Below are 24,860 nucleotides of genomic sequence, written 5' to 3'. Positions count from 1 at the left end.
CAGGGCGGTGGCGCCCGGGACGCGGCGCAGGGCGAAGTAGCGGTAGCGTGGTGCGGGACCAGGAGACGAGCAGGGCGTCACCGTCGTCCCGCGACAGGCCCGCGCAGAGCACGACCGGGCCGTCGAAGAGCGCCGGGTTGGCGAGGACGGCCTCGTCCCACTCACGGTTCATGGCCGCCCTCGACTCGGCGGGGAGCGCCGGTGGTGCCACCTCGACCAGACGGAGCTCTCCGGCCTCCAGCAGTTCAGTCACGGGTCAGGGTCCCGAGCGGGTCGTCCAGTACCGGTTGCCAGGCCAACTCGGCCGCTCCGACAAGGCTGTTGTGGGCGAGGGTGCAGCTCAGGATGGGGACACCGCCGCTCTGTCCCCACAGGCTGCGGTCGGCGACGACAGCGCGCAGCCGCGCGGGGTCGGTGTCCAGGAGGGTGCTGTGGAGGCCGCCGAGGATGACGCGGTCCGGGTTGAGGATGTTCACCAGTCCCGCGAGGCCGAGTCCGAGGCGGTCGATGAGCGCCTCGGCGGCCGTACGGACGGTGGGGTCGTCGTAGTGGTCGCGGATCAGGTCGTTGGCCTGCTGGAGCAGGGACGGTTCGGGGCCGGGGTCGCGTCCCGCGGCCGTGAGCAGGGCCAGCGGATCGGCCTCGACGTCCAGGCAGCCGCGGCTGCCGCAGTAGCAGGGGCGGCCCTCGGGGTTCACGGTGAGGTGGCCGACCTCCAGGGCCAGGCCCGAACTGCCCGTGTGCAGGCGGCCGTCGAGCACCAGCGCACCGCCCACGCCCCGGTGTCCGGTCGCCACGCACAGCAGGTCGCGGGCGCCGCGGCCGGCGCCGTGCCGGTGTTCGGCGAGGGCGGCGAGGTTGACGTCGTTGCCCGCGAAGGCCGGTCCGCTGATGCCGGCGGCACGCACGCACTCGTGGAAGATGCGACGGACGGGCGCGCCCGCGGGCCACGCCAGGTGCAGGGGGTTGAGGGCGAGCCCCTCGGGTTCGGCGACCGCGGACGGCACGGCGAGTCCCGCGCCGACGCAACGCCTGCCGGTCGTGCGCAGCAGGTCGGCGCCCGCCTCCACGACGGAGCCGAGGACCTTCGCCGGGTCGGCGTCGACGGTCTCGCAGCCGGGCGCGGTGGCGACGATACGGCCGCCCAGGCCGACCAGCGCGGCCCGGAAGCCGTCGGCGTGGACCTGCGCGGCCAGCACGACCGGGCCGTCCTCGGCGACCGCGAGCCGGTGCGAGGGCCTGCCCTGGGAGCCGGCGGCCGCGGTGGGCCGGGCGTCGACGCGGATCAGCCCGAGCGCCTCCAGCTCGGCGGCGACCGCGCCGGCCGTCGCCCGGGTCACCCCGAGTTCGGCGGTGAGCACGGCCCGGGTGGGCGCGCGTCCGGTGTGCACGAGCTCCAGCGCGGGCCCGAGCGCACCGCGCCCCCGGTCCAGCCGCGCCCTCGAGGTGGTCCCTTCCCCCGCCGGCCGGGGGTCCGCCTTGCCGCTCATGAGGGCGAGTCTCCCATGATCCGTATCCGACACGGCCTACAGGCCGCTGACCCGCAGCGTGATGTTGAGCCGCCCGGTCAGCCCCAACTCGGGCGGCGCGGTGCCCGGATGCACGCGCGGCACCCCGTGGTACGCGAGCCGCGCCGGGCCGCCGAACACGAACAGGTCGCCGCTGCGCAGTTCGACGTCCGTGTAGGGCCTGGTCCGGGTCTCGGTGTTGCCGAAGCGGAAGACACAGGTGTCGCCGAGGCTCAGGGACACCACCGGGGCGTCCGCCTTCTCGTCGCTGTCGCGGTGCATGCCCATGCGGGCGTCGCCGTCGTAGAAGTTGATCAGCGCGATGTCGTATCCGGACACGTCGAGGTCCAGCGCGTCCCGGACGGCTTCCCGGCCCAGCTCGCCCAGCCAGTGCGGGAAGGGCTTCACCGGTGCCCCGTCGCCGTCGACGACCGTGCGGGCGTAGCCGTACGGGTACCAGTGCCGGCCCAGGCACACCTGCCGCGCTGTCATCGTGCCGCCGCCCGGGGTGCGGACCGTGCGCAGTCCGGCGGGCGGGCGCGCCCACGCGCGGCAGGCCTCCAGCAGCTCGCGCTGCCGGGCGGGCGCCAGCCAGTCCGGGACGTGCACCGCGCCCGGCGCGACCTCGGTGCGCGCCCGGGGGAACAGCTCGGCATCCATGGGTTCCATCCTGCCCGAGCGGGCCTGAACTGCGGCTCCGCTAGCCTGGAGGCACGATGGACGACCGTATGACGAGCCCCTGGGGCGAGCTCACGCTCACCCGCTTTCCCGAAGACCCGCGTGACCGGCTGCGTGCCTGGGACGCCTCCGACGAGTATCTGCTGAGGCATCTCGCCGCGGAGCAGGTGGCGCTGTCCGGCACGGTCGTGGTGCTCGGGGACCGGTGGGGCGCGCTGGTCACCGCACTGGCGGCGCACCGGCCGGTGCAGATCACCGACTCCTTCCTCAGTCAGGAGGCGACCCGGGCGAACCTCGCGCGCGCCGGTGTCGAGCCGGGCACCGTGCGCCTGCTCACCACGCAGGACCCGCCGCCCGGCCGGATCGACGTCCTGCTGGTGCGGGTGCCGAAGAGCCTGGCCCTGCTGGAGGACCAGCTGCTGCGCCTCGCGCCCGCGGTCCACGAGGGCACGGTCGTGGTCGGTACCGGCATGGTGAAGGAGATCCACACCTCGACGCTCCAGCTGTTCGAGCGGAACCTCGGGCCGACCCGGACCTCGCTCGCCGAGAAGAAGGCCCGGCTCATCTTCTGCACCCCGGAGCCGTCGCTGGAACGACCCGCCAACCCCTGGCCGTACGGCTACTCGCTCCCGGACGGCATCGGGGCCGTCTCCGGGCGTCCCGTCGTCAACCACGCGGGCGTCTTCTGCGCCGACCGCCTGGACATCGGCACCCGCTTCTTCCTCCAGCATCTCCCGGCCGACCGGGGCGCTCGGCGGATCGTGGACCTGGGCTGCGGCAACGGAGTGGTCGGTACGGCGGTGGCGCTGGCCGATCCCGAGGCTGAGGTGCTCTTCGTCGACGAGTCGTTCCAGGCCGTGGCCTCGGCGGAGGGGACGTACAAGGCGAACGGCGCACCGGGACACGCCGAGTTCCGCGTCGGGGACGGTCTGGCCGGGGTTCCAGACGGCAGCGTCGACGTCGTGCTCAACAACCCGCCGTTCCACTCCCACCAGGCGACGACCGACGCGACGGCCTGGCGGATGTTCACCGGGGCGCGCAGGGCGCTGCGGCCCGGCGGCGAGCTGTGGGTCGTCGGGAACCGGCACCTCGGGTACCACGTGAAGCTGCGCAAGCTGTTCGGAAACAGCCAACTGGTGGCCAGTGACCCGAAGTTCGTGGTGCTGAAGGCGGTAAAACGGTCGGGTGACTGATTCCTCGACGCGGGACTTCTACGACTCGCTGGCTCCCGACTACCACCGGATCTTCGCCGACTGGGACGCGAGCATGGCGCGGCAGGCCGCGGCGCTGGGCGCGCTGGTGGGGCCCGGCCCCCACCGGGTCCTGGACTGCTCGTGCGGGATCGGGACCCAGGCGATCGGGCTGGCGCTGGCCGGGCACCGGGTCGTCGGCAGCGATCTGAGCCCCGTCGCCGCCGCCCGGGCCGCCGCGGAGGCATCGGCCCGCGGTGCGCTGGTTCCGACGGCGGCCGCGGACATGCGGCAACTGCCTTTCGCCTCCGCCGTCTTCGACGTGGTCGTGTGCGCCGACAACTCCCTGGCGCATCTGCTGACCGCCCCGGACGTGGCGGCCTCACTGGCGGGCATGCGGCGGGTGCTGCGGGACGGCGGGCTGCTGCTGCTCACCCTGCGGGACTACGACGCGATCCGCCGGACCAGGCCCGACGCGACGCCCGCCCAGGTCTCCGAGGGCCCCGACGGCCGGGTGATCACCTTCCAGCTGTGGCACTGGCACGAGGACGGGGAGCGCTACGACCAGGAGTACTTCCAGCTCGTGCCCGCCGACGAGGGCTGGGCGGTGCGGGTCCGCCGTACGACCTCCTGGGCCCTGACCCGTGCGCGGCTGACGGAGTTCGTGACCGGGGCCGGTTTCGTGGACGTCCGGTGGCACGACCCCGCGTCCAGCGGCTTCTACCAGCCCGTGCTCACCGCCCGAGCATCCGGATGATCCGCCGGGCGGCCTCGGCCATGGCGTCCCGGCCGACACTCAGGTACGTGCGCGAGTCCACCGCCTCGGGGTGAGCCGCCAGGAACTCCCGGATGGCGCCGGTCATGGCGACGTTGAGGGCGGTGCCGACGTTGACCTTGGCGATGCCGCCCGCGACGGCCGCGGTGAGTTCGTCGTCGCGGACCCCCGAGGAGCCGTGCAGGACGAGGGGGACGTCCAGGGTGGTGGCGAGGCGTTTGAGGAGGTCGTGGTCGAGGGTGGCGGTGCGTTCGGTCATCGCGTGGGCGCTGCCGACGGCCACCGCGAGGGCGTCCACTCCGGAGTCGGCGACGAAGGCCCGGGCCTCAGCGGGGTCGGTACGGGCGCCGGGGGCGTGGGCGTCCAGCGGCGGCTGTCCGTGCTTGCCGCCCACCTCTCCCAACTCCGCCTCGATCCAGAGGCCTTGGGAGTGCGCCCAGTCGGCGGCGGCCCGTGTCGCGGCGAGGTTGTCGGCGTAGGGCAGCCGGGCCGCGTCGTACATCACCGAGCTGAATCCGGCGTCGGCCGCCTGCCGGAGCAGCTTGTCGCCCTGGACGTGGTCGAGGTGCAACGCGACGGGTACGGCGGCGCGTTCGGCCGCGGTGACGGCGGCGCGGGCCAGCGGGAGGAGACGGCCGTGACGGAACTTGACGGCGTTCTCGCTGACTTGGAGGACGACCGGCGCCTCCAGGGACTCGGCGCCGGTGATGACGGCCTCGACGTGTTCCAGGGTGATGATGTTGAAGGCGGCGACGGCGGAGCGGCTGGTGGCGGCCCGGGTGACGAGCTCGCCGGTGGTGACCAGGGGCACGACGACTCCTAGGGGCGGGCGAGGATCACCGAGCGGGTGAGGTGGCGGGGCCGGTCGGGGTCGAGGCCGCGGGCCGCGGCGACGGCGACCGCGAGGCGCTGGACGCGGACGAGTTCGGCGAGCGGGTCGAGGGTGCCCGGCACCCACAGTCCGCCTGTTTCCCGCACCTGCGCCGCCAGGCCCTCGGGAGCCTCGCCGAGCATCCAGGTGGCGGTGCCCGTCGTGGTGATGCTGATGGGGCCGTGCCGGTACTCCATCGCCGGGTAGGCCTCGGTCCAGGCGAGAGCGGCCTCGCGCATCTTCAGTCCGGCCTCGTGGGCGAGCCCGACCGTCCAGCCGCTGCCGAGGAAGGTGAACTGCGTGCACCCGACGAGCCCTTCGAGCAGGGGAGTTGACAGCGCGGTGCGGGCGTCGGCGACCGCCGCGTCGGTGTGCAGGCCGAGGTGGGCGCGGAGCAGGGTGAGGGCGGTGGTCGCGAACCTCGTCTGGACGACGGAGCGTTCGTCGGCGAAGTCGAGGACGACGACCTCGTCGGCGGCGGCCATGACGGGCGTGGCGGGGTCGGCCGTGAGCGCGGTCGTGCGCGTACGGCCTTTCAACTGGCCGAGCAGGTCCAGGACTTCGGTGGTCGTACCGGAGCGGGTGAGGGCGACGACACGGTCGTACGAGCGGCCGGCCGGGAACTCCGACGCGGCGAACGCGTCGGTCTCGCCCTGCCCCGCGCTCTCCCTGAGCACCGCGGCCGCCTGCGCCATGAAGTACGACGTGCCGCACCCGACGATCGCGACCCGCTCCCCCGGCGCCGGAAGCGCCCCCGAGTGCCGACCGGCCTCCGCCGCCGCCCGCGCCCAGCACTCCGGCTGGCTGGTCAGCTCGTCCTCGACATGCGTCATGCCGCCACCCTTCCCCTGATTGCTTGTTTCTGCAAGATATAGCTCTCTTTCGAGCACAATCAAGCATTCGAGCGCAGGAGGGGTGCGCTAAGGTCGCCGGGAGGTCGAGGGACGGAGGGTCGGATGTCGCGGGACGCCCGCTGGAAGACGCTGCTTGAGCTGCTCGTGGAGCGGGGACGGCTGGACGTCGAGGAGGCGGCCGCGGAGCTGGCCGTCTCGGCCGCGACGATCCGCCGTGACTTCGACCAGCTGGCCGAGCAGCAGATGCTGGTGCGCACCCGGGGCGGGGCGGTCGTGCACGGCGTGTCGTACGAGCTGCCGCTGCGCTACAAGACGGCCCGCCACGCCTCCGAGAAGCAGCGCATCGCGAAGGCGGTCGGGGAGCTGATCGCGCCCGGCGAGGCCGTGGGGCTGACCGGCGGCACGACCACCACCGAGGTGGCGCGGGCGCTGGCCGTCCGCGGGGACCTCTCCAGCGGTTCCCCTGCGCTGACGATCGTCACCAACGCGCTCAACATCGCCAATGAGCTGGCCGTGCGTCCGCAGTTCAAGATCGTGCTGACCGGCGGGGTCGCACGCCCGCAGTCGTACGAGCTCGTCGGGCCGCTCGCGGACGGGGTGCTGGGGCAGATCACCCTCGACGTGGCGGTCCTCGGCGTCGTCGCCCTCGACGTGACGCACGGCGCCGCCGCCCACGACGAGGCGGAGGCCGCGATCAACCGGCTGCTGTGCGAGCGCGCCGAGCGGGTCGTGGTGGCCGCCGACTCCAGCAAGCTGGGGCAGCGGGCGTTCGCCCGGATCTGCGCCGCCGAGAAGATCGACACGCTGGTCACGGACTCGGCGGCGGCACCGGAGACGGTGGGGCGGTTCGAGGAAACGGGGGTGCGGGTCATCACGGCGTGACGAAGGGGGGGCCTCGCGGAGTCACGGCCGTTCCGCTGACACCCGTGGCCGATCCTGCTTAGGCTGATCGGCAGGAGGCTGCCATGAGCGGATCACCTGGGGACTGCACGGGCTACCTGCCGATCGCCGAGCACGGCCTGATCGGCGACCTGCGCAGTGTGGCGCTGGTCGGGACCGACGGCACCATCGACTGGTACTGCTGCCCCTCCTTCGACGCGCCGAGCGTCTTCGCGTCGATCCTGGACGCGGAGCGCGGGGGCCGCTTCGAGCTGGCGGCAGCCGTGCCCGCCAGGACCAAGCAGTTCTACTTCCCCGACACCAATGTGCTGATCACCCGTTTCTACACCGAGGACGGCGTCGGTGAGGTCCAGGACTTCATGCCGGTCGACGGGGACACCGTGGAGACCGAGCGGCACCGGCTGATCCGGCGGGTGCTGTGCGTGCGGGGCTCCATCCCGTTCCGCACGCGCGTGGCGCCGCGTTTCGACTACGGCTCCCAGCCGCACACCCTGCGCATGGTCGGGGACGTCGCCGTGTTCGAGTCCCCGAAGCTGTCGCTCGGGCTGACCGCGACGGTGCCGCTGGAGACCGAAGGCCCGGACGTACGGGCCGACTTCAAGCTCGCCGAGGGCGAGTCGGCGGTGTTCGCGCTGGACCAGGTCGGCGGTGAGGTGACCCCGCGCCGGTGCGCGCGCACCGAGGCCGAGGAGCAGTTCAACAGCACGGTCGCCTACTGGCGGCACTGGCTGTCCTCCTCCAAGTACCGTGGCCGCTGGCGGGAGATGGTGCACCGCTCCGCCCTCACCCTGAAGCTGCTCACCTACGCGCCCACCGGCGCGATCGTGGCCGCGCCGACCACCAGCCTGCCCGAGCAGCTCGGCGGCGAGCGCAACTGGGACTACCGGTACGTGTGGGTGCGGGACGCCGCGTTCTGTGTGTACGCCCTGCTGCGGCTCGGATTCACCAGCGAGGCCGAGCAGTTCATGGACTTCCTCATCCGGCACGTCAGTCCGGAGGGCCACGGTCCCTCAGGGCCCCTTCAGATCATGTACGGCATCGACGGCCGCACCGATCTGACGGAGCGTGAACTCGTCCATCTGGAAGGGCATCGGGGCTCGGCGCCGGTCCGGGTCGGGAACGCCGCCGCGGACCAGCTCCAACTCGACATCTACGGCGCCCTGATCGACTCGATCTACCTCTACGACAAGTGGGCCAAGCCGATCTCCAGCGGCCAGTGGGACGACGTGTGCACGCTGGTGGACTGGGTGTGCGCGCACTGCGACCAGCCGGACGAGGGGATCTGGGAGACCCGCGGCGGCCGCAAGAACTTCCTGTACTCGCGGCTGATGTGCTGGGTCGCGATCGAGCGGGCGATCCGGATGGCCAACCGGCGCGGACTGCCGGCCGACCTGAACCGCTGGCGGGAGTGCCGCGACACCATCTACCGGCGGATCATGAAAAACGGCTGGTCCGAGACCCGGCAGGCGTTCGTCCAGCACGAGGACGGCGATGTGCTCGACGCGGCCGTCCTGATGATGCCGCTGACCAAGTTCATCGCGCCGACCGACCCCAAGTGGCTCTCCACCCTGGACGCGCTGACCGAGGAGCTGGTGTCGGACTCGCTCGTCTACCGCTACGACCCGATGGCGAGCCCCGACGGACTGCGCGGCGACGAGGGCACGTTCTCGATCTGCTCGTTCTGGTACGTCGAGGCCATGGTGCACGCCGGGCGGATCGACGAGGCCCGGCTGGCCTTCGAGAAGATGCTCACCTACGCCAACCATCTGGGCCTGTACGCCGAGGAGATCAGCAACACGGGCGAGCAGCAGGGCAACTTCCCGCAGGCGTTCACGCATCTCGCCCTGATCAGCGCGGCCTTCAACCTGGACCGGGCGCTGGGCTGAGCACCGGGCCGGAAGCTGAGCACCCGGCCGGAATAGGCGTGGCGCCGTCCCCTGTTGCCGTCAGCATGACGACGAACGCGCCGCGCCCCGAGGTCCTGCGATACACCGCCTTCTCCAACAGCCCGAAGGGCGGAAACCCCGCGGGGGTCGTCCTAGACGCCACCGGCATGGACGACGAGGGCATGCTGGCCGTCGCGGCAGAACTCGGTTACTCGGAGTCCGCGTTCCTGACCGCGCCGCCGGAGGGGCTCGAGGGACCGGAGGGACGGGTGTTCACCATCCGGTACTTCAGCCCGAAGGCCGAGGTGCCGTTCTGCGGCCACGCGACCGTCGCCGCCGCGGTCGCCCTCGCCGAGCGGATCGGGCCCGGGGAGCTGGTGTTCGCGACGCCCGCCGGGACCGTGCCGGTGGCGGTGGCCGAGGAGGACGGGACGGTCCGGGCGACGCTCACCAGTGTCGAACCGCACGTCGAGGAGGTCGCCGATGCCGACCTCGCCGAGGCACTGGACGCGCTCGACTGGTCGGCCACCGATCTCGACCCGGCGTTCCCGCCCCGGATCGCGTTCGCCGGCGCCCGTCATCTCGTACTGGCGGCGGCGACTCGGGCTCGGCTCGCTGAGCTGGCGTACGACTTCGCCCGCCTGGAAGCCCTGATGCACCGGCTGGACCTGACCACGGTCCAGCTGGTGTGGCGGGAGTCGGCCGACGTCTTCCACGTCCGGGACCCGTTCCCCGTCGGCGGTGTCGTCGAGGACCCGGCGACGGGCGCCGCGGCCGCCGCGTTCGGCGCCTACGCCCGTGAGCTGGGCCTGACCCCCGAGGACTCCGTCCTCACGTTGCACCAGGGCGAGGACCTGGGCCGCCCCGGCGAACTCACGGTGACCCTGCACGCGGGCGACCGGCGGGTTCGGGTGAGCGGGGCGGGGGCACGCATCGGCTGAGGTCGGCGGCCGTACGCGCGACCGAGGGCCGTGCTCGCCGGGGGTCTCGTGAGGCGCCATCGCCGAGGTCGCCTCAGTCGGCGCGGGGGCAGGCTTGGGCTGAGGTCGGCGGCCGCGCGCCACCGGGGTTTGCCGCGCTCGCCGGGGGACCCGTGGGGCGCCTCCGCCCATGTCACCTCAGCCGGCGCGGGGCCCGCATAGGCTGAGGTCAGCGGTCGCGCTCGCGGTCCATCGCCGGGCCCGCGGCCACTGTCCATCGCCGGGCCCGCCCGTCCCTCGCCGTGCCCGCTGTCCCTCACCGTGCCCACCGTCAGTGGCCGTGCGCGTCGGAGGACTCGTGGGGAGTCTCTTCGGCGGTCCCGCCTGCCCCGCCTCCGGCCCTGACCGTGAACGCGGCCGTGTGTACCTTGCCCTCGTGCTTGAAGTCCAGGAAGAGCCGGTAGGTGCCGGCGCTGGGCGCCGTGGCTGTGAAGGTGACGGTCGGGCCGGGCCGGGTCGTGCCGTCGCCGGGCTCGCCGTTCGGGTGGACGTGCAGGTAGGCGAGGTCGCCGGAGCGCAGGGCGACCAGATGGCCGTAGGCGCCGAGGTAGGGCTGGAGGTCGGTGACGGGCCTGCCGTCGCGGGAGACCGTCAGTTTCAGTGCGCGGGCCGTGCCGGGGCGCAGCGCTCCGCCGAGCTTCACCTCGTAGCCGTCGGTCTCGGCGGTGGTGCTCGGCGCGGGGACGGGCTGCGGGTCGTAGGCGCCGGAGACCGCCAGGTCGGCGCCCAGCGTGAGGTTCTCGGCGCCCTTCTTCTCGGGGGTGAAGTCGGCGAAGACCCGGTAGCCGCCCGCGCGGGGCAGTGCCACGGGGATGCTCCAGGTGCCGTCGGCGGCCCGGGTGGGGTGCAGATGACGGTAGGTGTTCAGGTCGCGTGAGGCGACGATGAGGTGGAGCTCCTTGTCGTGCTCCGTACGGAAGGCGGTGACCGCGCGGCCGTCGCCGCCCCGGATCGTGAAGCGGAGGTCCGTGGTGCGTCCGGCCGCCAGGCGAGGGGTTCCGAGGTCGAGGGTGTAGCCGCCCTCGGAGATCTGCAGCCCGCCGGCCGGGGGCGATTCCTGCCCGGAGTCCCCGGCGTGCCCCGAGTGCCCGGCGCCCCCCGAATCCGGTGCGCGCTCCGGGTCGCCGTCACCCGGGTGTGCGTCATGACGGACGGGTGCCGCGTCGTCCACGACGGGGCCGATGCCCTGGCCCACGCCGTAGGCGGTACCGAAGGTCGCGGCCAGCGCGGCGGCGTATGCGGTGATCCTCAGTCCAGCGTGCATGGTCGGCTCCTCCGGCTCGATCTGGCTTCCCGATGCACCTCACGATACCCCTGGGGGGTATCAAGTCAACCGGTCGCCGCGACTTGCCCCGGATACCCACCCGGGGTATACAGGAGACGCAACCAAGCATACCCCTGCCCGGTATCCACGAGGAGCAGTGATGACCACCACCACCGCAGTCGCCGCGACCGAACTCGCCATCGGCGGCATGACCTGTGCCTCGTGCGCGGCCCGTATCGAGAAGAAGCTCAACCGGATGGACGGGGTCACCGCCACCGTCAACTACGCCACCGAGAAGGCCAAGGTCACCTACGAGGGCGGGGTCTCGGTCCAGGACCTCATCGCGACCGTCGAGAAGACCGGGTACACGGCCCGCGAACCGGCACCGCCGGAGCCCGACGCCCCCGACGAGGAGGAGCCCGACGAGCTGCGGTCCCTGCGCGAGCGGCTGGTCACCGCCGTAGTCCTCGCCGTCCCGGTCGTCGCGATGGCGATGATCCCGGCCCTTCAGTTCGAGTACTGGCAGTGGCTGTCGCTGACCCTCGCCGCGCCCGTGGTGACGTACGCCGGATGGCCCTTCCACAAGGCCGCGTTCACCAACGCCCGGCATGGCGCGGCCACCATGGACACCCTGATCTCGGTCGGTACGACGGCCGCCTTCGGATGGTCGCTGTGGGCCCTGTTCCTCGGCACCGCGGGCGCCCCGGGCATGAAGCACCCCTTCGAGCTGACGATCGCCCGCGGCGACGGCACCGGGAACCTCTATCTGGAGGCCGCGGCCGGCGTCACCGCGTTCATCCTGGCCGGTCGGTACTTCGAGGCCCGCTCCAAGCGCAGGGCGGGAGCCGCGCTCAAGGCACTGCTGGAGCTGGGCGCCAAGGACGTCACCGTGCTGCGCGCGGACGGGCACGAACAGACCGTGCCAGTGGCGGAGTTGAAGGTGGGTGACCGCTTCGTCGTCCGTCCCGGGGAGAAGATCGCCACTGACGGGACCGTCGTCGAGGGCGGCTCCTCCGCCGTCGACGCCTCGATGCTCACCGGGGAGTCCGTGCCGGTCGAGGTCGTCCCGGGCGACTCCGTCACCGGCGCCACCCTGAACGCGGGCGGCCGGCTCGTCGTCGAGGCGACCCGGGTCGGCTCCGACACCCAACTCGCCAGGATGGCCCGGCTGGTGGAGGACGCGCAGAACGGTAAGGCTGCCGCCCAGCGGCTCGCTGACCGGATCTCCGCGGTGTTCGTGCCGGTCGTCATCGCGCTCGCGCTCGGCACCCTGGGCTTCTGGCTCGGCAACGGCGCCGGTACGGCCGCCGCGTTCACCGCCGCGGTCGCCGTACTGATCATCGCCTGCCCCTGCGCCCTGGGCCTCGCCACCCCGACCGCGCTGCTGGTCGGCACGGGCCGAGGCGCCCAACTGGGCATCCTCATCAAGGGACCCGAGGTCCTGGAGTCCACGCGGCGCGTCGACACCGTCGTCCTGGACAAGACCGGCACCGTCACCACCGGCCGGATGACCCTGCTGGCCGTCCACACCGCACCCGGCACCGACGAGACCGAAGTCCTGCGGCTGGCGGGCGCGTTGGAGCACGCCTCGGAGCACCCGGTCGCCCGCGCGGTCGCCGACGCGGCGCTGGAGAAGCTGGGCGTGCTGCCGGTGCCCGAGGACTTCGCCAACGTGCCGGGGCTCGGTGTGCAGGGCGTCGTCGAGGGACACGCCGTGCTGGTCGGACGTGAGCGGTTGCTCGCGGAGTGGGCGATCGCGCTGCCCGAGGAGCTCCGGCGCGTGAAGGACGCGGCGGAGTCGGACGGCCGTACGGTGATCGCGGTCGCCTGGGACGGCGAGGCGCGGGCCGTCCTCGAGGTGGCCGACGCGGTCAAGGACACGAGCCGCGAGGCGATCGCCCGGCTGCGGGCGCTGGGTCTCACCCCGGTCCTGCTCACCGGTGACAACCGGGCCGTGGCCGAGTCCGTGGCCCGCGAGGTCGGTATCGACCCCGGCCAGGTGATCGCCGAGGTGCTGCCTCAGGAGAAGGTCGACGTCGTCAAGCGGCTTCAGGAGCAGGGTCGTTCGGTCGCGATGGTGGGTGACGGGGTCAATGACGCGGCCGCACTGGCGCAGGCCGATCTGGGCCTCGCCATGGGCACCGGCACGGACGCGGCGATCGAGGCGGGCGACCTCACCCTCGTGCGCGGCGACCTGCGGGCTGCGGCGGACGCGATCCGGCTCGCCCGGCGGACCCTCGGGACCATTCGGTCCAACCTGTTCTGGGCGTTCGCGTACAACGTGGCCGCGATTCCGCTGGCCGCGGCGGGGCTGCTGAATCCGATGCTGGCCGGGGCCGCGATGGCGTTCTCGTCGGTCTTCGTGGTGGGGAACTCGTTGCGGCTGCGGTCCTTCCATGCCGTGGGCCGGGAAGCTCGGTAGGTGCTGTGTCGCGGGCGGCTGCGGGTGGTTCGTGGCTCGTCGCGCCCACGCGGCGAAGCCGCAGATGAATACAGCCCCGCGCCCCTGGACGAGCCTCCGGCTCGCTCAGGGGCGCGGCCGAAACCTCACTCGAATGCGGTGCCCTGTCGGACATGGACGGCGGTGAGCGCCAGTGCCAGCGGTCCCGGCACCAGGAACGCCAGCGGGACCAGCATCCAGGCGCACAGGGCCGCCGTGGCCACCGCGAGCAGCACCAGGGCGTTTCCGCCGAGGTCCCGTACGGCGTCCCGGGCGGCCTCGCGCACGGCGGCCGGCCAGTCGGTGAGTGACTCGGGGCGGGCGCAGGCGCGCAGGCCCACCACCAGGGCGGCGGCGCCGACGCCGGCTGCCACCACCGCGAACACCGGTGCTCCGGGCAGCCCCGCACCGGCCAGAGCGAGGTCCACCAGGAACAGCAGCACACCGGCCAGTGCCACGGCGCCCGCGGCGAGGTCGCCGGCCCGCAGCCGTCGTCGTAGGACCGCGAAGTACCGCCCCGCGGTGGCGGGTTGCCCCTCCCCCGCGCCCCGCAGGACCGCGCACGCGGTCGACACGGCGGCCGGGATCGTCACAACGGGCAGGCACACCAGGGCCGTTGCCAGGCCGACGCTCAGCGTGTCGGCGAGCAGCGTCATCCGGGGGCCGAAGACCTCTCCGGGTTCACGTGTGCGCATGTCGCTCATCCCTTGAGTCCCGAACTGGCCATGCCTTCCACCAGGAAGCGCTGGAAGGCGAGGAAGAACAGCACGATCGGCAGCAGCGCGATCACCGACATCGCGAACATCGGGCCGAACGCCGACTGGCTGGAGGCGTCCACGAACGACCTGAGGGCGAGCGTGAGCGTGAACTTGTCGGGGTCGAAGAGGTAGATGAGCTGGGTGAAGAAGTCGTTCCAGGTCCAGATGAAGGTGAAGATCGCCGTGGTGATCAGCGCGGGCCGGGTCAGCGGCAGCACGATCCGGAAGAAGCTGCGGAAGGGCCCGCAGCCGTCGATGCGGGCGGCCTCCTCCAGTTCACGGGGCAGGCCGCGCATGAACTGCACGATGAGGAAGACGAAGAACGCCTCCGTGGCCAGGAACTTGGGCAGGATGAGCGGCCAGTAGGTGTTCACCATGCCGAGCTGGTTGAAGATGATGTACTGCGGGATCAGGATCGCGTGGTGCGGCAGCATGATCGTGGCGATCATGAAGGCGAACATCGGACCGCGGAACCGGAACCGCAGCCGCGCGAACGCGTACGCGGCGAGCGAGCAGCTGATGACGTTGCCGAGGACCGCGCCGCCCGCGATCAGCAGGGAGTTGGACAGCAGCCGCCAGACGGAGACGTCGCCCACGCCCTCGAAGGCGGTCTCGTAGTTGGACCACTCCAGGTGGCTCGGCAGGAGGTCGAGACTGGCGATCACCTCGTCGGCGGGCTTGAGCGAGGTGGCCAGCAGCCAGGCCAGCGGGTACAGCATCACGAGCAGGGCGGCCAGACAGCCGAGGTGCAGAGCGACTCGGCTCCAGCGAACGGGCTTACGTCCCAGAGCAGTTGTGGTCATCGGTCCCCCTCGGACGCGTAGAAGACCCAGGAACGCGAGGTGCGGAACAGCACCGCCGTGACGACACCGATGACGAGGAGCAGCACCCAGGCCATGGCGGAGGCGTAACCCATGTGGGAGGCGACGAAGCCCCGGTCGTAGAGGTACATCGTGTACACGAGGGTGGAGTCGGCGGGGCCGCCCTTGCCGGCGCTCACCGCGAAGGCGGGTGTGAAGACCTGGAAGGCCTGGATGGTCTGGAGGACCAGGTTGAAGAAGAGCACCGGGGACAGCATGGGCACGGTGACCGACAGGAACTGCCGCCACCGGCCGGCCCCGTCCACGGCCGCCGCCTCGTACAGCTCGGCCGGGATCTGCTGGAGCCCGGCGAGGAAGATCACCATCGGCGCCCCGAACTGCCATACCGTCAGCAGTGCGACGGCCAGCAGCGCCCAGCCTGGCCTGTTGACCCAGCCGCCGGTGCCGAACAGGTTGTCCACCGTGCCGCCGTCGTTGAAGAGGGCCCGCCAGACCAGGGCGATGGACATGGAGGCGCCGAGCAGCGAGGGGGCGTAGAAGGCGGACCGGTAGAAGGCCTTGCCGCGTTTCATGGACTTCAGGGCGAGCGCGACGACCAGCGCGAGGGCGAGTTGGAGGGGCACGGCTATGACGACGTACGTCAGGGTCGTGACGACCGAGCGCCAGTACCGCGGGTCCTCCGTGAACATCTGCGTGTAGTTGCGCAGGCCGATCCAGTGCGGTGGGTCGAAGAGGTTGTAGTCGGTGAAGGACAGGTACAGCGAGACGGCCATCGGCAGCAGGGTGAGGACGGTCGCGCCGAGGACCCACGGGGACAGGAACACCCAGGCGGGGCCCTCGCGTTCACGCTTGGGGCGGCGCTCGGCGGGGGTGGCGGCGCGCTGCCGGGCCGTGGGGATCGCGGTGGTGGTGGTCATGACCTCAGCTCCGCCTTCGCCTCGGTGATGTAGTTCTCGGCCGCCTCGCGGGGCGACATGCGCTCGTAGGAGACCTGGTCGTAGTCGCGCTGGAAGGTGCTCTGCAGGGCGTTGTCGCCGGAGGGCGGGGCTTGCGGGGGATCCTTCAACTTGCCTTCCAGGGAGGCCTGGTAGTCGGCGACCGTCTTGTCGAAGTCCTTCAGGAGCGGTGCGGTCCTCTCGCGGATGGTCTCGTTGACGGGGATGCCGCGGGTGGCGCCGAGGATCCTCGCCGCGTCCTGGTCGTTGAGGAGGAAGTCGACGAGCCGGGCCGCCTCCTTCGCGTGGCCGGTGTGGGCGGAGACGCCGAGGAACATCGAGGGCTTGAAGTACTGGCCGGGAGTGCCGTCGGCGCCCGAGGGCATCGGCGCGAGGGCCGTGCCCGTGGGGATCAGGGCGAGGTAACCGCTCGACGGAGCGTCCCAGTTGAAGTCGGAGACCGCCTTTCCGCGGCCCAGCGGGGTGTTCTCGACGGAGCCGTCGAGCTGCGTGGTCTGTTCGGCCGGGGAGACGGCCCCCTCGCGCCTCAACTGGTCCGTGAAGGTCCACCACTTGGTCAGGTCGTCGGCGGTGAAGCCCAGCCCGCCGGCCTCGGTGTAGAGCGACTTGCCCTGGCCGCGCAACCAGACCTCGAAGGCGTCCTCGCTCTGACCGGGGTCGGTGGCGCCGGGCTTGCCGGCCTTCTTCGCCAACTCTCGGACCGTCGCCGCCCATTGGGACCAGGTCCAGCCCTGGCGGGGGAGCGGTACCCCCGACTCCTTCCAGGTCCTGACGTCGTGGACGACGGTCTCGGTGCCCCGGCCCTGCGGTATCGCGTACTGGGTGTCGTCCACGCGGCCGGTGGCGAGCAGTCCGGGGTCGATCTCGGAGGTGCGCAGTACGGACTTCTGCTTCGCCAGGTCCAACAGGACGCCACCGGAGGCGTATTGGTCGATCTGCCGGTAGTCGAGCTGCATCACGTCGGGTGCGTCGCCGCCGGTGGCCTGGACGGCGAGCTTCTGCTTGTACGCGTCGTAACCCGAGAACGACGTCCGCACCTGGATGTCCGGGTGCCGTTTCTCGAACAGTGCGACGGCCTGCTCGGTGCGTTCCGCGCGGTCGGGGTTGCCCCACCACGTGTAGCGCAGCACGACCTTGCCGCCGCCGACCGTTTCCCCGGATCCCCCGCAAGCGGCCGCCAGCGCGCAGAGCGCGAGTGCGACGGCCGAAGCGCAGAACCCCTTTGTCCTGTTTCCGGGCATGCCGAGGTCACCTCATCCCTTCCTCGGACTTTCTACGGCCCCCCTCGGAACTCCCCCCGGGACAACGGGTGTTACTCGCCGCGGTACGGCAGTGTCGTCCCCGGCAGGTTGTACTCGTCGCGTCTGCCGCACATGCCGAAGCCGCCGAGGCGGGTCGGGGCGGCCTCGTGAGCGGTCGCCTCCCCGAGGTACGACGGCTCACCGGAGGCGAGCGCGTCCAGCTGGGCGCCGGTGCGCTCGGCGGTGGCCAGTGCCCCCGTCTGCCACAGCTCGCGCCAGGTGGGCACCTTCTCCCGCACCAGGCGGGCGGCCGCGCGCTGGAACTCCAGGTACGGGGTGCTGTCGCCGGCGGCCAGGGACTCGCGCAGGACGAGATAGCCCTCGACGGCGAGGTCCCTGCGGCGCCGGGCCGCGTCGGCCGTCTCCGGCCCGGTCCCGGGCGGGAGTTGGGCCGCCGCGGCGTACCGCGCGGGGTCGGCGAGGACCTCCGGCGGGAAGGTGAAGACGGCGTCCCCGGCCTCGGGCAGGCCGCTGTTCTGCATCAGCACGGTGATGCGCAGATCGCCGCCCTGGACCATGCGGTGCACGGTGCCGGGCGTGAACCAGGCGATCGCCCCCGGCTCCAGGGGGATCTCCCGGTAGCCGTCGGGGCTCAGCGTCTGCACCGCGCCCCGGCCGCCCGTGACGACGTACGCCTCCGTGCACACCAGGTGCAGATGCGGGCTGCCGCCGCAGACGCCGTCGGCGGCCTCCCAGTCGTAGGCGCTGAGGTGCGACAGACCGACGGCACCGGGCAGCGGGTGGGGAAGCTCCGGCTTGGGCACGTCGGCGGGTCCGGTCACCACGACAGCCCCTCCAGGTGCTCACCGACCCGTTCGGCATCCCAGGCGCCGTCGGCCACGACCAGCCGGTAGCGGTACGCGAAGGACTCCCCCGGCGGCAGCTCGAACTCCTCGAAGAACGCCCAGGAGAACGCGACCGTCGGGAAGGGCTCGGAGCGCACGAACCAGTGCGACTCGTGGACCGCGGTCCCGGGGTCGAGGTTCTCGGGGGCGTGCGCGAAGACGAGCGTGGAGTGGGCGTCCACGTCGTCGTGCTCGGTGGTGAAGGCGAGCCAGGGGCCCTGGGTGCCCATCAGCTTGTCCGCGTCGGCGTCCGTGTCGGGGGCGAAGACCGTGCCGCCGGTGAAGTCGCGGGGGCCGCGCCACTGGAGTCCGGTGTAGCCGGCCATCTCCCGGCCCGCGGTGGTCGGGGAGCCGAAGGCGAGGGGCTCGGCACGCAGGTTGGTGAGCCGGATCGACCAGTCCAGCGCCCAGGAGCCGGTGGCCTCGTCGACCGAGTGGACGGCCAGGCCCCGCTCCTCCCGGGCCCACTCCTCGCCGCCGTTCTCCACCCAGGTCAGGGCCTCGGTGACGTCCAGCCGGTCCGCGGCGGCCGTGAACGCGGTGAAGCCGTCGTGCCGCATCGAGCCGACGCGCTCGGGCAGCGGCAGATAGCCCTGCCCGTGGACGTAGCAGTTGCCGCCCCAGAAGTTCTGCCCGGACAGATGGCTCGCCGTCATCTGCAGGCCCTTGTGCCAGCGGTGGTCGTTGGGCCGGTAGCCGGTCACCGTGCGGCCGTCGAGGGTGCGTACGGGGTGGGCGTAGGGCTTCTGGGCCTCGAAGGCTTCGGGGTCGGGTCGGTAGACGTAGCGGAGGATCTCCGTGCCGTTCGCCGCCTCGACGGCGATGTGCTCGCCGTGGACGTGGCTGACGCGGATGCTCATACGCGCTCCTTGGGGGCCCAGTGGGGGTGGTCGCCGTGCATGGCCGGGTAGAAGGGGTCGCCGGGCGCGATCTCACCCGCGAGCACGGGGTGCCCCGTGAACGCCGACTTGTAGAGCGCGGCGGCGAACTCGAGGGTGGCACGCGCGTCGGCGCCGCTGCCGGGAGGCCTGACACCGTTGTCGTACGCGTCGAGGAGCGTGCCGAGCTGGGCGGCGTGCGAGCTGGGCACGTCGGCGGTGGGGGTGCGCCAGGCGTCGGCCCGTTCGGAGGCGACGTGCGGGGCGGGCGTGTAGGTCCAGTCCTCGTTGCGGTGGCCGTAGAGGTGGGTGAGCTCGACGGTCGCGTCGGCGCAGTCGATGCGGATGCGGCTCACCTCGTCGGGTGACAGCACGCTGTTGACGACGGTGGCGAGGGCGCCGTTCTCGAACCGGACGAGGGCGGTGGAGACGTCCTCGCTCTCGGTGTCGTGGACCAGCCGGGCGGCCATGGCGCGGATCTCCGCCCAGGGGCCGAGCAGGTGCAGGAGGAGGTCGTACTGGTGGATGCCGTGGCCCATGGTCGGACCGCCGCCCTCGCCGGCCCAGGTGCCGCGCCACGGTACGGCGTAGTAGGCGGCGTCGCGGTGCCAGGTGGTCTGGCAGTGGGCGACCCGGGGGGCGCCCAGCTCACCGCTCGTGATGAGTTCGCGTGCGTGGACGGCGCCGGATCCGTAGCGGTGCTGGAAGATCACGGAGGCGTAGGCCCCGGAGGCCTCCTCGGCGGCGGCGATCTCGTCGTACTCGGCGAGCGACAGCGTCAGCGGCTTCTCGCACAGCACCCAGGCGCCGGTCTTGAGTGCGGCCACGGTCTGCTCGCGGTGCAGCGAGGGCGGGGTGCCGATGAGGACCAGGTCGGGTCGTACGGCGTCCAGCATCTCGTCGACCGAGGTGAACCCGGCGACCTCGTCGCCCGCGAGCTCGCGGAAGGCGTCGAGTCTGCCCTGGTCCACGTCGACGGCGGCGACCAGTTCCACCCGCTCGGCGTGGGCCCTGAGCGCGGACAGGTGGCTGCCGCTGACGATGGCGCCGGTGCCGACCACTGCGACTCGGCGACGGGCTGGACGGGACATGCGGTCCTCCTCGGGCGTCCGGTGACGGGACGCTGACGTGCGGGGAAAGCGCTTGCTCCCCGGAGTGACCCTAGATCCCCGGAGATTGTCCGAACAAGACCCCGGGGGTGGTTATTGAGGAGGGGGGCGGGGGTTTTGTTTGCGTGACACATGCAAAGGGGGGCGGCTGGGGGTGGGGTGACCGAGGGGGCGGGGCGGGAGCGGGCGCTCGGCCGAGTTGTGGGGGGGGACGGAGCGGGGGCGGGGGGCGCCTGGCCGAGTTGCCGGGGGACGGAGCGGGGCGGGGCTGGTCCGGCCCGCGGGCGGAGTCCGGGACGGCGCCCGGACGCGTGGACCGCGGGATGGCACTGGTCTCGTCGGCGTGCGGGATGCCGGAGGGCACCCGGCTTACTCGCCGACCGCCGGACAGTGCTGATCGCGCTGACGGGCCGACCACGACACGGCGCGCGGCCCACTTGCGGACCCAAGACGGCACCCGGGCCGCGCGCGGACCAAGGGCCGGGGCGCCAGCCGGCGTGGGGCGACCGAACAACGTACGCCGGGCCATGTTTCGGCCCCGGCCGGTGGCTAAGGCCAGTCACGTCCGCTGGGGCTCGGCGTGGGTCAGCCTGAGCTTGGACTGGCCGTGCGGGAGCTTCTCCCAGTCGGTCATGAAGCGGGCCCGCAGGCCGTGTTTCTCGGCCAGGGTGACGAGTGTCTCCACGCGGTAGTAGAAGTCCTCCCGGAGTACGTGGTGCTCCTCGCCCTCCGTGCGGTCGAACGTGAAGTCGAACCAGCCGCCCGGAGCGAGGACCCGGCCGACATGCGCCAGGCACTCCTCGATCACCGGCAGCGGCGAGTGCGAGAAGACGCTGTGCGCGTGCACGACGTCGAAGTGGGACTCCGGGAGGAAGCCGAGGGTCAGATCGCGGACCGGGGTCAGGGTCGGCAGTCGCTTCTGGAGGTCCATCGCGACGACCGTGTCCTGCGCCGCGAAGAGGATGTCCGGCGAGATGTCGATGCCGTAGTAGTGGCCGGGCTCCAGATGGCGGATGAAGCGCCAGCCGCCGCGCAGGTTGCCGCAGCCGATCTCCAGCATGCGGTGCTCGGGCCGCAGGCCGTGGCCGAGCAGGTAGTCGAACTGCATCGCCCCGAGCGCCAGCCAGCGCTCCCGGTTGCGACTGCCCACGGCCGCGTCCGGGTCGGTGCGGGTGTCGGAGCGCATCACGGCGCGGTAGTAGGCGATGTGGTCCGGGTGGCGACGGCTGAGCCACAGGTCCCGGGCGGCCCGCGCCAGATGACGCGGCACCCGGTCGGGGTGGCGCAGGGCGTAGCCGACCCGGTGCCCGAGTGCGGCACGGTTGGCGGTGAGGTTCTTGGCGGGCATGCCGACGCCTTTCGTCAGGAAGAAGCTGTGCTGCCAAGCCTCGGTGCGGCGGCCGGGCGTCGGGCTCGGTCGACAGGTGCCTTCCCCGGGGAGGTTCGGGCGACCGCCATGTCAGCCGATCGGTTGATGCGCGGCCGCGCCGGGGGCGTTAGACACGGAGCATGAACCACACCGATCCGGAAGAGCGCTGGCTGGGCGTGATCGTGCACGGCGCGTTCTTCCTGCTGCTGGGCTCGTCCTTCGCCCGATTCCTGAGCCGTGACCAGGGCGGGACGCGCACCGGCTGGGTGGTGGCGCTGTTCGGCTTCTTCTGTCTCCTCTACGTCCTCGGGCATCTGCTGGCCCCGCCGACCCGCCCCGGACTGCCGCCCACCCGGCGCCATCTGCTCTGGCTGGGCTCGGTCACCACCGTCTGGGTTGTGCTTCTGGCCCTCGCTCCGAGCGCCACCTGGTGTGTGATGCCCCTGCTCTTCGCCGGGCTGCACGCGCTGCCGCCGAGGATCGCGGTGCCGTCGGCTGCCGTGCTCACCACGCTGGTCGTGCTCTCGGAGATACGGGTGGCCGACGGGCCCCTCAACCCCAACATGGTCGTGGCCCCGCCGGCCGTCGCCGCGGTCGCCACCGCCGTACTGGTGCATCTGCAACGGCAGGGAGCCCGGCAGCGGGTCCTCATCGAGGACCTGGTGCGCACCCGGCACGAACTCGCCGCGACCGAGCGGCGGGCCGGTGTGCTCGCGGAGCGGCAGCGGCTGTCCGCGGAGATCCACGACACCCTCGCGCAGGATCTGTCCAGCCAGCGGATGCTGCTCCAGGCCGCCGAGCGGGTGTGGGGCTCGGACCAGGCCCGGGACCATGTGCGGGCGGCGGCGGAGATCACCTCGCACAGCCTCGCCGAGGCCCGTCGCTTCGTGCACGACCTGGCCCCGGCCGACCTCGCGGACCGTTCCCTGGCCGAGGCGCTTCGCGAACTCGCCAGGCGGGAGAGCGGTCCAGGCTTGACGGTGGAGTTCCGGCTCGACGGGGACCCCGGTCCCCTGCCGGAGCGGGTCGCGGGCGCGCTGGTGCGGATCGCGCAGGGCGCGCTGGCCAACGTACGCGAGCACGCGGCGGCGACCCGGGCCGCGCTCACCCTGACCTGGCTGGACGACCAGGTCTCCCTGGACGTCGCGGACAACGGCAGGGGGTTCACACCGCCCGGGTCCGCGCAGCCCCGGCCCTCGACGCATGAGCACGACCGGCCCTCGACGCACGGGCACGACCGGCCCTCGACGCACGGGCACGGCCAGCCCTCGCCTCGTGGCCACGACCGGCCCTCGACGCGTGGACACGGCCTCCCCGCCATGCGCATCCGCGCCCGCCAGGCGGGCGGTGCCCTCACCGTGGAGTCCACACCAGGTGAGGGCACCGTCGTGTCGGTCGCCGTCCCGCTCGTGGTCGAGGGGGCCACCCTGTGACTGATCGAGAAACCTCGGCGGCTGGTCAAGGAGCCCTGGCGACTGGTCAAGGAACCCCGGCGGCTGTTCAAGGAGTCCCAGTGACCGATCAAGGAGCCCCGGTGAGGCGTACGACCGCCCCCTCCCCACCCGTCCGGCTCCTGCTCTGCGACGACCACGCCGTCGTCCGCGCCGGACTGCGCGCCCTGCTCTCCAGTGCCGACGGCATCGACGTGGTCGGCGAGGCCGCGACCGGCGAGGAGGCGCTGGCCATGGCGGCCCATCTCGGCCCCGACGTCGTGCTGATGGATCTTCAGCTCGACGGCGGGACGGACGGGGTGACGGCAACCCGGCAGTTGACCGCCCGGGGCGCGAGGGGCCCGCGCGTGCTGGTGCTCACCATGTTCGACACCGACGCCGACATCACCCGGGCCATCGAGGCGGGCGCCACGGGGTATCTCCTCAAGGCGGAACAGCCGGAAGAGCTGTTCGCGGCGATCCGTGACGCCGCGACCGGCCGCGCCGCGCTCTCCGCCCCCGTGGCCGACCGGCTGCTGACCCGGCTGCGCAGCCCACGCCCCACCCTGTCCGCGCGCGAGCACGAGATCCTCGCGCAGCTCGCCCTCGGCCTCGGGAACCGGGAGATCGCTCGGGCCCTGTTCATCAGCGAGGCGACCGTGAAGACCCATCTGGGCCGGATCTACGGCAAGTTGGGCGTCGAGACCCGTGCGGGCGCGGTGGCCGTGGCCAAGGAGCGGCGGCTGCTTTCGTGACCGCCCGCGGGAACCATATGCGCGTTTTCCGCGTTGTTCCGTTACAGCAGGCACCCTTGACAGCGTGCGTACTGTTTCGCGACGTTTGATCCTTGCCGACAGTTCGATCGGCAGTGGGGGAATTGGGGGGTGCGGTCGCCCATGCGATCGATGAGCAGTGACACGGACATCACGATCCACAGACCCGAGGAACTCGATGCCGCGCTCCGGGGGGCCTGGCACCGGGCGATGGACGAGTCCCCCGACTACGCCAACCCTTTCCTGGCACCGGAGTTCGCGGCCGGGATCGGCAGACACCGAACCGGCACCCGGGTGGCGGTCCTCCACCAGCACGGGGAGGCCGTGGGCTTCCTGCCGTACGAGCGGGGCACCCTGGGCGTCGGGCGGGCCGTCGGCCTCGGACTCTCCGACTGCCAGGGCCTGGTGCACCGCCCCGGGGTCACCTGGGACACCCGCGCCCTGCTGAAGGCCTGCGGGCTCTCGGTTTTCGAGTTCGACCACCTGGTGGAGGAGCAGAAGCCCTTCGCCCCTTACGTCACGGGCACCTTCGCCTCCCCGGTGATCGATCTGAAGGTCGGCAGCGACAGCTACCCGGAGTGGCTGCGCGGCGCCTACCCGGGCCTCGCCAAGACGACGCTCAAGAAGGAGCGCCGGCTCACCCGCGACCTGGGCGAGATGCGGTTCGTGTTCGACGAGCGGGACCCGGCCGCGCTGCGCACGCTGATGCGGTGGAAGTCCGCCCAGTACCGCAGGACGGGCCGGATGGACCGGTTCGCGAGGCCGTGGATCGTGCACCTGGTGGAGGACCTCTTCCAGGTCCGCGAGGAGCACTTCACCGGGGTCCTCTCGGTGGTGTACGCCGGTGACCGGCCGGTGGCCGCCCATTTCGGGCCGATCTCGCACACGGTCTTCGCACCCTGGTTCACCGCGTACGACCCCGAGCTGCGCTACTACTCCCCCGGCCTGATCATGCATCTGCGGATGGCGGAGGCGGCGGGGCGGCGGGGGGCGCGGCTCATGGACATGGGGCGCGGCGACAAGGAGTGGAAGGACTGGCTCAAGACCCGCGAGCTGCGCGTGGCGGAAGGATTCGCCACCCGTCCCCACCCGGTGGCGACCGCACACCGGATGTGGCGCCGCCCGGTGCGGGGGCTGCGCAACACGGTCAACGCGCACCCGGCCCTGCGCGAGCCCGCGGACCGCCTCCTGAAGACCGTCGGCACCCTGCGCACCTCCCGGCACCACTCGGACTCCGGCAGCGCGGGACCGCTGGCGAGCTGAGCCCGCTCACC

Annotated in this window: 22 protein-coding genes; 9 read left to right on the top strand and 13 right to left on the bottom strand. The window is 72.3% G+C overall.

What is annotated here, in order from left to right:
* Positions 1 to 245 precede the first annotated feature (245 nt).
* Both OHN19_RS39105 and OHN19_RS39100 read right to left on the bottom strand, forming a co-directional pair.
* Positions 246 to 1,490 carry an ROK family protein gene (locus OHN19_RS39105; protein ID WP_330268740.1) on the bottom strand — a complete coding sequence of 415 codons (1,245 nt, stop codon included), beginning with the start codon at positions 1,488 to 1,490 and terminating at the stop codon, positions 246 to 248.
* A 36-nt stretch (positions 1,491 to 1,526) separates the two neighbouring features.
* A complete protein-coding gene (locus OHN19_RS39100) occupies positions 1,527 to 2,168 on the bottom strand; it encodes an alpha-ketoglutarate-dependent dioxygenase AlkB (RefSeq protein WP_330268739.1) in 642 nt (213 codons plus the stop codon).
* A 68-nt stretch (positions 2,169 to 2,236) separates the two neighbouring features.
* On the opposite strand from OHN19_RS39100, the gene OHN19_RS39095 reads away from it, so the two are divergent.
* Entirely contained in the window at positions 2,237 to 3,379 is a 1,143-nt protein-coding gene (locus OHN19_RS39095) for a methyltransferase (protein WP_330269810.1), read from the top strand.
* Positions 3,372 to 4,133, top strand: a complete 762-nt coding sequence (locus tag OHN19_RS39090; RefSeq protein WP_330268738.1) for a class I SAM-dependent methyltransferase — start codon at positions 3,372 to 3,374, stop codon at positions 4,131 to 4,133. The genes OHN19_RS39095 and OHN19_RS39090 overlap by 8 nt, the downstream gene beginning before the upstream one ends.
* Here OHN19_RS39090 and OHN19_RS39085 read toward each other — a convergent pair.
* Both OHN19_RS39085 and OHN19_RS39080 read right to left on the bottom strand, forming a co-directional pair.
* Positions 4,111 to 4,962: a class II fructose-bisphosphate aldolase gene (locus OHN19_RS39085; RefSeq protein ID WP_330268737.1), complete on the bottom strand. Its 852-nt coding sequence runs from the start codon at positions 4,960 to 4,962 to the stop codon at positions 4,111 to 4,113. The genes OHN19_RS39090 and OHN19_RS39085 overlap by 23 nt on opposite strands.
* 8 nt (positions 4,963 to 4,970) lie before the next feature.
* Positions 4,971 to 5,855 carry an SIS domain-containing protein gene (locus OHN19_RS39080; RefSeq protein WP_330268736.1) on the bottom strand — a complete coding sequence of 295 codons (885 nt, stop codon included), beginning with the start codon at positions 5,853 to 5,855 and terminating at the stop codon, positions 4,971 to 4,973.
* 123 nt (positions 5,856 to 5,978) lie between these two features.
* Between OHN19_RS39080 and OHN19_RS39075 the strand changes: the two genes are divergently transcribed.
* From OHN19_RS39075 to OHN19_RS39065, 3 genes are all read left to right on the top strand, one after another.
* The gene (locus OHN19_RS39075; protein ID WP_330268735.1) at positions 5,979 to 6,758 is read left to right on the top strand and encodes a DeoR/GlpR family DNA-binding transcription regulator; all 780 of its coding nucleotides are present in this window, start codon (positions 5,979 to 5,981) and stop codon (positions 6,756 to 6,758) included.
* A gap of 83 nt (positions 6,759 to 6,841) precedes the next feature.
* Complete coding sequence (locus OHN19_RS39070; protein ID WP_330268734.1) at positions 6,842 to 8,662, top strand: glycoside hydrolase family 15 protein; 1,821 nt, start codon at positions 6,842 to 6,844, stop codon at positions 8,660 to 8,662.
* A 65-nt stretch (positions 8,663 to 8,727) separates the two neighbouring features.
* Positions 8,728 to 9,603: a PhzF family phenazine biosynthesis isomerase gene (locus OHN19_RS39065; RefSeq protein ID WP_330268733.1), complete on the top strand. Its 876-nt coding sequence runs from the start codon at positions 8,728 to 8,730 to the stop codon at positions 9,601 to 9,603.
* 310 nt (positions 9,604 to 9,913) lie between these two features.
* Here OHN19_RS39065 and OHN19_RS39060 read toward each other — a convergent pair whose 3' ends face one another.
* Entirely contained in the window at positions 9,914 to 10,906 is a 993-nt protein-coding gene (locus OHN19_RS39060) for a hypothetical protein (RefSeq protein ID WP_330268732.1), read from the bottom strand.
* A 160-nt stretch (positions 10,907 to 11,066) separates the two neighbouring features.
* On the opposite strand from OHN19_RS39060, the gene OHN19_RS39055 reads away from it, so the two are divergent.
* Positions 11,067 to 13,328 carry a heavy metal translocating P-type ATPase gene (locus tag OHN19_RS39055; protein WP_330268731.1) on the top strand — a complete coding sequence of 754 codons (2,262 nt, stop codon included), beginning with the start codon at positions 11,067 to 11,069 and terminating at the stop codon, positions 13,326 to 13,328.
* Positions 13,329 to 13,453: 125 nt separating this feature from the next.
* On the opposite strand, the gene OHN19_RS39050 is transcribed toward OHN19_RS39055, so the two are convergent.
* The 8 genes from OHN19_RS39050 to OHN19_RS39015 all read right to left on the bottom strand — a co-directional run bounded on the left by OHN19_RS39050 (position 13,454) and on the right by OHN19_RS39015 (position 21,362).
* Positions 13,454 to 14,050, bottom strand: a complete 597-nt coding sequence (locus OHN19_RS39050; protein ID WP_330268730.1) for a hypothetical protein — start codon at positions 14,048 to 14,050, stop codon at positions 13,454 to 13,456.
* Positions 14,047 to 14,907 carry a carbohydrate ABC transporter permease gene (locus OHN19_RS39045; RefSeq protein ID WP_330268729.1) on the bottom strand — a complete coding sequence of 287 codons (861 nt, stop codon included), beginning with the start codon at positions 14,905 to 14,907 and terminating at the stop codon, positions 14,047 to 14,049. Before OHN19_RS39045 ends, OHN19_RS39050 begins: the two co-directional genes overlap by 4 nt.
* Positions 14,904 to 15,842, bottom strand: coding sequence for a sugar ABC transporter permease (locus OHN19_RS39040; RefSeq protein ID WP_330268728.1), 939 nt, complete (start codon positions 15,840 to 15,842; stop codon positions 14,904 to 14,906). The genes OHN19_RS39045 and OHN19_RS39040 overlap by 4 nt, the downstream gene beginning before the upstream one ends.
* Positions 15,839 to 17,122, bottom strand: coding sequence for an ABC transporter substrate-binding protein (locus OHN19_RS39035; RefSeq protein WP_330268727.1), 1,284 nt, complete (start codon positions 17,120 to 17,122; stop codon positions 15,839 to 15,841). Before OHN19_RS39035 ends, OHN19_RS39040 begins: the two co-directional genes overlap by 4 nt.
* Positions 17,123 to 17,193: 71 nt before the next feature.
* Complete coding sequence (locus tag OHN19_RS39030) at positions 17,194 to 17,967, bottom strand: cupin (protein WP_330268726.1); 774 nt, start codon at positions 17,965 to 17,967, stop codon at positions 17,194 to 17,196.
* The gene (locus OHN19_RS39025) at positions 17,961 to 18,887 is read right to left on the bottom strand and encodes a PmoA family protein (protein ID WP_330268725.1); all 927 of its coding nucleotides are present in this window, start codon (positions 18,885 to 18,887) and stop codon (positions 17,961 to 17,963) included. Before OHN19_RS39025 ends, OHN19_RS39030 begins: the two co-directional genes overlap by 7 nt.
* Positions 18,884 to 19,996 (bottom strand): Gfo/Idh/MocA family oxidoreductase, encoded by a 1,113-nt coding sequence (locus tag OHN19_RS39020; protein WP_330268724.1) that lies wholly within the window; start codon positions 19,994 to 19,996, stop codon positions 18,884 to 18,886. The genes OHN19_RS39025 and OHN19_RS39020 overlap by 4 nt, the downstream gene beginning before the upstream one ends.
* Before the next feature lie 577 nt (positions 19,997 to 20,573).
* Complete coding sequence (locus OHN19_RS39015; protein WP_330268723.1) at positions 20,574 to 21,362, bottom strand: class I SAM-dependent methyltransferase; 789 nt, start codon at positions 21,360 to 21,362, stop codon at positions 20,574 to 20,576.
* A gap of 161 nt (positions 21,363 to 21,523) precedes the next feature.
* Between OHN19_RS39015 and OHN19_RS39010 the strand changes: the two genes are divergently transcribed.
* The 3 genes from OHN19_RS39010 to OHN19_RS39000 all read left to right on the top strand — a co-directional run bounded on the left by OHN19_RS39010 (position 21,524) and on the right by OHN19_RS39000 (position 24,849).
* A complete protein-coding gene (locus OHN19_RS39010; protein WP_330268722.1) occupies positions 21,524 to 22,816 on the top strand; it encodes a sensor histidine kinase in 1,293 nt (430 codons plus the stop codon).
* 101 nt (positions 22,817 to 22,917) lie between these two features.
* Positions 22,918 to 23,568 (top strand): response regulator transcription factor, encoded by a 651-nt coding sequence (locus OHN19_RS39005; RefSeq protein ID WP_330268721.1) that lies wholly within the window; start codon positions 22,918 to 22,920, stop codon positions 23,566 to 23,568.
* A 141-nt stretch (positions 23,569 to 23,709) separates the two neighbouring features.
* Positions 23,710 to 24,849, top strand: a complete 1,140-nt coding sequence (locus tag OHN19_RS39000) for a GNAT family N-acetyltransferase (protein ID WP_330268720.1) — start codon at positions 23,710 to 23,712, stop codon at positions 24,847 to 24,849.
* Positions 24,850 to 24,860 lie beyond the last annotated feature (11 nt).

It is taken from the genome of Streptomyces griseorubiginosus, assembly GCF_036345115.1.
Taxonomy (GTDB): domain Bacteria; phylum Actinomycetota; class Actinomycetes; order Streptomycetales; family Streptomycetaceae; genus Streptomyces; species Streptomyces griseorubiginosus_C.
Note: the sequence above shows the minus strand (reverse complement) of the source record. Positions and strands in the feature narration are given on the sequence as shown.